The 6,557-nt window shown below is 66.6% G+C and carries 6 protein-coding genes and 1 tRNA gene; 3 read left to right on the top strand and 4 right to left on the bottom strand.

What is annotated here, in order from left to right:
- Positions 1-138: 138 nt before the first annotated feature.
- From fabG to ASV56_RS04135, 3 genes are all read right to left on the bottom strand, one after another.
- Positions 139-876: a 3-oxoacyl-ACP reductase FabG gene (fabG, locus tag ASV56_RS04125; RefSeq protein WP_062560898.1), complete on the bottom strand. Its 738-nt coding sequence runs from the start codon at positions 874-876 to the stop codon at positions 139-141.
- Positions 877-939: 63 nt separating this feature from the next.
- Complete coding sequence (fabD, locus tag ASV56_RS04130; RefSeq protein ID WP_062560899.1) at positions 940-1,866, bottom strand: ACP S-malonyltransferase; 927 nt, start codon at positions 1,864-1,866, stop codon at positions 940-942.
- A 72-nt stretch (positions 1,867-1,938) separates the two neighbouring features.
- Positions 1,939-3,279, bottom strand: coding sequence for an ATP-binding protein (locus ASV56_RS04135; RefSeq protein WP_062560900.1), 1,341 nt, complete (start codon positions 3,277-3,279; stop codon positions 1,939-1,941).
- 58 nt (positions 3,280-3,337) lie between these two features.
- On the opposite strand from ASV56_RS04135, the gene ASV56_RS04140 reads away from it, so the two are divergent.
- Both ASV56_RS04140 and ASV56_RS04145 read left to right on the top strand, forming a co-directional pair.
- Positions 3,338-4,201, top strand: a complete 864-nt coding sequence (locus ASV56_RS04140; protein ID WP_062560901.1) for an MBL fold metallo-hydrolase — start codon at positions 3,338-3,340, stop codon at positions 4,199-4,201.
- 103 nt (positions 4,202-4,304) lie between these two features.
- Positions 4,305-4,379, top strand: a tRNA-Asn gene (locus ASV56_RS04145).
- 248 nt (positions 4,380-4,627) lie between these two features.
- Here the strand turns inward: ASV56_RS04145 and ASV56_RS04150 are convergent.
- Positions 4,628-5,754 (bottom strand): IS3 family transposase gene (locus ASV56_RS04150; protein ID WP_156429061.1). Its coding sequence is split into 2 segments (ribosomal slippage): positions 4,628-5,490 and positions 5,490-5,754, totalling 1,128 coding nucleotides; the frame shifts between segments, so codons are not numbered across the junction.
- A gap of 209 nt (positions 5,755-5,963) precedes the next feature.
- Here ASV56_RS04150 and ASV56_RS04160 point away from each other — a divergent pair.
- Positions 5,964-6,557, top strand: a 594-nt coding sequence (locus ASV56_RS04160) for a DDE-type integrase/transposase/recombinase (protein ID WP_156429134.1), incomplete at its 3' end; no start/stop codon positions are given.

A 6,557-nucleotide genomic window follows, 5' to 3' on the forward strand; every position in this document is an offset into this window, starting at 1 on the left:
GTCTCTTCCTCGTTTTCGCGGGCATCCGCCCAGAAATGGTCCGGCCTATGGCCGGGCGCAGCCCAGGGCGGTTCCCCTGCAGCCTTGTGTGCGGGATATAGCACGGAGACGTGATCTTGCAACCCGCATAAACCACGATCAAAGCATCGCCATGCCGCCGTTGACATGCAGGGTCGCGCCGGTGACATAGCCCGCCTCGGGGCTTGCCAGATACAGCACCGCCGCCGCGATCTCCTGCGCGGAACCCATGCGCCCGGCCGGAATCTGGGTCAGGATGCGGCCCTTCTGCTCGTCGTTCAGCTTGTCGGTCATCGCCGTCTCGATGAAGCCCGGCGCCACGCAATTGACGGTGATCCCGCGCGAGGCGACCTCATAGGCCAGGCTCTTCGACATGCCCACGAGGCCCGCCTTGGCGGCGGCATAATTGCCCTGCCCCGGATTGCCGGTGGCGCCGACGACCGAGCCGATGTTCACGATCCGGCCCCAGCGCGCCTTCATCATGCCGCGCAGCACCGCCCGGCACAGCCGAAAGCTCGAGGTCAGGTTCACCTCGATCACCTGCGCCCATTCCTCGTCCGACATGCGCATGAACAGGTTGTCGCGGGTGATGCCGGCATTGTTGACCAGCACGTCGACCGAGCCCATGGCCTCGGACGCAGCCTTGGGCAGCGCCTCGACGGCGGCGGCATCCGACAGGTTCGCGGTCACGACATGCGCCCGCGATCCCAGCTTCTCGGCCAGCTCGCGCAGCGGCGCCTCGCGCGTGCCCGACAGCGCCACCGTGGCGCCGGCGGCATGCAGCGCCTCGGCCACCGCGCCGCCGATCCCGCCCGAAGCCCCGGTCACCAGCGCATTCCTGCCCGTCAGATCAAACATCAAGCTCTTCTCCGTTTTCCAAATACTCCGGGGGAATCCCGCAGGGATGGGGGCAGAGCCCCCTTATGCTTTCAGCGCCGCGATATCGCCCGGCACGCCGACATTCCGCACCACCGCCTCCTTGGCGACGCGCTTGATCATCCCCGACAGCGCCTTGCCGGCGCCGATCTCCCAGAACTCGGTCACGCCAGCCCCGGCCAGGAATTCGACCGACTCGCGCCAGCGCACCGATCCCGTCACCTGCTCGACCAGCAGCCGGCGGATGGCGCCGGGCTCGGTCACCGGCTCGGCGCGGACATTGGCGACCAGCGGCACGGCGGGGGCCACGATCTCGACCGCCGCCAGCGCCTCGGCCATCACCGCCGCCGCCGGCTGCATCAGCGCCGAGTGGAACGGGGCCGAGACCGGCAGCATCAGCGCCCGCTTGGCGCCGCGCTCCTTGGCCAGGGTCGCCGCCCGCTCCACCGCCGCTTTGTGGCCCGAGATCACCACCTGCGCGGGGTCGTTGTCATTGGCGGCCTGGCAGACTTCGCCCTCGGCCGCGTCGCGCGCGATCTGGTCGACGGTGGCGAAGTCCAGCCCCAGGATCGCCGCCATGGCGCCCTGCCCGACCGGCACCGCCTCCTGCATGGCCTGGCCGCGCAGGCGCAAAAGCCGCGCGGTATCCGCGAGGCTCAGCGCCCCCGCCGCGCAAAGCGCCGAATATTCGCCAAGCGAGTGGCCGGCGACGAAATCCGCGTCCTGGATGCCGAAACCCTCGGCTTCCAGCGCGCGGAATGCCGCCAGCGAGGTCGCCATCAGCGCCGGCTGGGCGTTCTGGGTCAGGGTCAGGGTCTCGCTATCACCGTTCCAGATCAGCTCCGACAGGTTCTCGCCCAGCGCCTCGTCCACCTCGGCAAAGACCGCGCGCGCCGCCGGATAGGCCTCGGCCAGCTCGCGCCCCATGCCGACGACCTGGGCGCCCTGCCCCGGAAATACGAATGCCCGCATCGCGGAATCCCTTCTGTCTTATGTCCTTGCGACAGGCTTAGCCCGCGGCGGGGCATCCCGCAACCGCGCCGCTCAGCGCGGAATGACGATCTCGGCCCGCAAGCCGCCCAGCCGCTCGCCCTCGCCCAGCCGCAATTGCCCGCCATGGGCGCGGGCAATGTCGGCGGCGATGGCGAGGCCCAGGCCGACGCCCTGGCCCTGGTTCTGGTTGCGGGACGGGTCGAGCCGGGTAAAGGGCTTCAAAGCCTCCTCACGCTTTTCGGGCGGGATGCCGGGCCCGTCGTCCTCGACCGAGATGCGGAAATAGCTCGGCCCCAGCGCGGCATCGACCTCGGCCCGCTCGCCATAGCGCACGGCATTGCCGATCAGGTTCTCGATGGCGCGGCGCAGGCTGTCGCGGCTGAAGGTGGCGCGGCCGGATTCGTCGCCAGCCAGCGCGTGCAGCCGCACGTCCTGACCGCCGCGCTGCGCATCCGCCACGATCCCGCGCAGGAAGTCCAGCGCCGGTTCCGACTGCGGCGGCGCGTCCTGGGCCGCGTCGCGGGCATGGTCCAGGAAGGCGTCAACCATGGTGCCCATCGCCGCCACGTCGCCTTCCAGCGCCGCGATCTCGCCCTGCTCGGGCGGATAGTCGGGCGACAGCATCGACAGCCCCAGCCGCAGCCGGGTCAAGGGCGTCCTCAGGTCGTGGCTGACGCCCGAGAGCATCTGCTTGCGCTGCTCGTTCTGGCGCTCGATGCGGGCGCGCATCTCCAGGAAGGCGGTGCCGGCGCTGCGGATCTCGCTGGCCCCGGCCGGGCGATAGGGGATGATGCGGCCCTTGCCATATTCCTCGGCCGCGCGCGCGAGGCGCCGGATCGGCCGCAACTGGTTGCGCAGGAAGATCGTCGCGATGGCGGTCATCAAGAGCGAGGTGCCGACCATCAGCACCAGCAGCTGATGCGGATTCGAGGCGCTGACCCGGGCACGCGGAAACACCAGCAGGTAATCGCCCTTGCCGCCCCGCAGCGTCACCCGCACCTCGCGGCGCTGGCTCAGGTCCACCGCCTCGACGGCGGGCACGCGCGCATGCAGTTCGGCGATGACGATGCGCCCCGAAAGATCATAGAAGGCATGCCGGTCGCCCTCTGCCGCCGGCGCCGGCAGGGTCAGCGCCAGCCCCAGCGGTCCCGCGACGGCGTCGGCCGAGGCGCGCGCCGCCGCCAGGTCCGGCGCCGCCTCGATCCGCGCCGCGACCAGGCCGATCTCGCCGGTCATGCCGCTGGTCATCTGCCGGGTCACGTCCTCGAAATGGCGCTGCAGGAACATGACGGTGACGACGACCGTGACCACCACCACCGGCAGGAACAGGATCAGCGCGGCGCGGCCGTAGAGCCCGCGCGGCATGAAACGCTTCAGCCAGTCGAAATTCATCGTCCTTCGCCTCATTGCGGCCTTGGAAAGCCGGCCGACCCGCGTCTAGGTTAGCGGCATGACACACGCCACGAAAGACCTGCGGATCATTGCCGCCGACAATCCCTCTCCGCTGACCGGTCCGGGCACCAACACCTTTCTGCTGGGCCGCGACCAGGTCGCGGTGATCGACCCCGGCCCCGACCTGCCCGCGCATCGCGCGGCGATCCTGGCCGCGGCCGGCGGGCGGATCAGCCATATCTTCGTGACCCATGCGCATCTGGACCATTCCGGCGGCGCACGGGCGCTTTCGCAGGCAACCGGAGCGCCGATCCTGGGCTTCGGTCCCGCCGAGGCCGGACGTTCGGCCGTGATGCAGCGCCTGGCGGCCGAGGGCGGCATCGCCGGCGGCGAGGGGCTGGACCGCGACTTTGCCCCCGATGTGGCGCTGGCCGACGGCGCGGTGGTGGAAAGCGACGAATGGCGGCTGGTGGCGCTGCACACGCCCGGCCATTTCGCTGGTCACCTGAGCTTTCAGGACGGCGCCCGGGTGTTTTGCGGCGACGTGGTGATGGGCTGGTCCTCGACGCTGATCTCGCCCCCGGACGGCGACCTGGGCGACTATTTCCGCACCCTGTCGCGGCTGGACCAACTGGGCGCGGCTGAGCTTCTGCCCGCGCATGGCACGGCGGTCGCCGACCCGCCCGCGCGGCTGGCCGAGCTCGCGGCGCACCGCCGCCTGCGCACGGCGCAGATCCTCGCCGCCCTGCGCGAGGGTCCGGCCGATGCGACGGCGCTGGCGCGGCGAATCTACGACGTGGCGCCGGCGCTGATTCCGGCGGCGACACGCAATGTCCTGGCGCATCTGATCGCGCTTTCCGAGCTTGGCGCGGTCTCGACTCCCGGCCAAATCGCCGCGAATTCAGTGTTTTCCGCGGATTGATCCTTTGGGTCGCGCAGAAGTCGCGGATTTTTCGCGAAGATGCAAAAAATCCGCGAATGCCTCTGGACGCCTCCGAGAGGCGAGGCTATACACCGCCCCGTGTTCCGGCGTAGCTCAGCGGTAGAGCAGTTGACTGTTAATCAATTGGTCGTAGGTTCGATCCCTACCGCCGGAGCCAAGAAAATCAAGCACTTAGGCGATACCGCCGCACGGTGCGAGGTCCCCAAGTACAGCATAGGCACCGTAAACGCTTCCCGGCACCGTGCTGAGGGGCGAAGAGGTCTGACCGGGCCTTACCTCAAGCCTTTGGGGTATCCGGGTCTTGACTTCCGATATATGGTAGGAAGCGTGAATCGCGCGGGGGACTTCATGGCAGACTGGTTCGAGACGCCTGGACTGCCCCCACCGAGTGGTCCGGGTTGATTGTTAGTGCATCGTCGGCCGCTGGTCTATTGGGATGACGGCTTCCGGTGCGGGTGGGCGGTATCCCAGGGAGCTGTGCGGCCTGACAGTGTTGTAGTGGCGGCGCCATCGCTCGATGAGGATCTGGGCCTCCCTGAGCGAATAGAAGACTTCTGCATCCAGGAGTTCGTCGCGGAATCGAGCGTTGAATCTCTCGCAATACCCGTTCTCCCAGGGTGAACCCGGCTCGATGAACGCGGTCTTGGCACCAACTGCGCCGATCCAGCCCTGCACCTTCTTGGCAATGAATTCCGCGCCATTGTCGGACCTTATGAACGCAGGCGGGCCACGCAAGATGAACAGATCCGTCAGGGCGTCGATTACGTCGGTGGAATTGAGCCTGCGGTTTACACGGATCACCAGCGCCTCCTTCGTGAATTCGTCGATGATATTGAGCGTCCGAAACAGCCGTCCGTCATGTGTCCGGTCCTGAACGAAATCATAGGACCAGACGTGGTTCGGGTGCTCCGGCCGGAGACGGACGCAGGACCCGTCGTTCAACCAGAGCCGACCCTTCTTTGCCTGCTTTTGCGGGACCTTCAGCCCTTCACGCCGCCATATCCGTTCCACGCGTTTATGATTTACATGCCAACCGGCGTTGTTCAGCAATCCGGTGATCATCCGATAGCCATATCGCCCGTAGGTGCGAGCGAGCGTGATGATGTCTTCCGTCAGCCGTTCTTCGTCCGGGGCGCCGCAAGGAACCTTGCGTTGCGTCGAGCGGTGCTGCCCGAGGATGCGGCAGGCGCGGCGCTCGGATATGCCGAGCGCCTGCCGCACATGGTCAATGCACTGGCGACGGCGCGAAGGGCTTAGAAGTTTCCCCGTGCAGCCTCGCTCAGGATCATCTTGTCCAAGGTCAGATCTGACACCGCGCGCCGCAACCGCTGGTTCTCCGCCTCAAGCTCCTTGAGACGCTTCAGCTGATCCCGGTTCATGCCGCCATACTGCTTGCGCCAGCGATAATACGTCGGCTCGGTCACGCCGATCTGCCGCACCGCGTCGGAAATTGCCATTCCCTGTCCATGAAGCACTTCAATCTGTCGAAGCTTCAGAACGATGTCTTCCGGTTTGTCTCGCTTGCCTGCCATCTGATGGTCCTCCTGAACAGGATATTTCTATCCCAGTGGGTGGACCACTTCAGTGGGGGCACTCCAGCGCCATGGCGGGGTTTTCGGCATGTCGAACGCCGGGCCGCTCCGTCCGGTCCCAGCTCGGTGATGGTCTGGGTCAGCAGCCCTAGGTGTTTGATCCCACGGTTTGATGGTGCGATCCATTCGTCGGAATGGAAGGAAGCACTATGGGACAAGTTCGTCACGGCTGCGCCACGACCACGCACGCCATTCGAGCAGCAATACAGCGATCGCAAGCTTCGATCGCGGCACTGAGCCAGGAGTTTGGGATCAATCCGAAGACCGTGGCGAAATGGCGTAACCGCGAGACGGTCGAGGATTTGAAGACTGGGCCCAAGGAGCCCCGATCCTCCGTGCTCAGCGAGGCTGAGGAAGCAATGGTCGTTGCCTTTCGGCGTCACACGCTCTTGCCGCTGGACGACTGTCTCTATGCTCTACAGCCTTCGATCCCTCACCTGACACGGTCAGCGCTGCATCGGTGCCTTCAGCGGCACGGCATCTCGCGCCTGCCTGAGATCGGCGGCGACAAGCCGAAGCGTCAGCGGTTCAAGCGCTATCCCATCGGTTTCTTCCACATGGATATCGCCGAAGTGCAGACGGCCGAGGGCAAGCTCTATCTCTTCGTGGCCATCGACCGAACGAGCAAGTTCGCGGTCACCCAACTCGTCGAAAAGGCTGACAGGAAGACCGCTTGGGAGTTCCTGGAGCATCTACTGGAAGCCGTGCCCTATCGCATCCACACGATCCTGACGGACAACGGC

Origin of the sequence: Paracoccus aminovorans, from assembly GCF_001546115.1 — a bacterium.
Taxonomy (GTDB): Bacteria; Pseudomonadota; Alphaproteobacteria; order Rhodobacterales; family Rhodobacteraceae; genus Paracoccus; species Paracoccus aminovorans_B.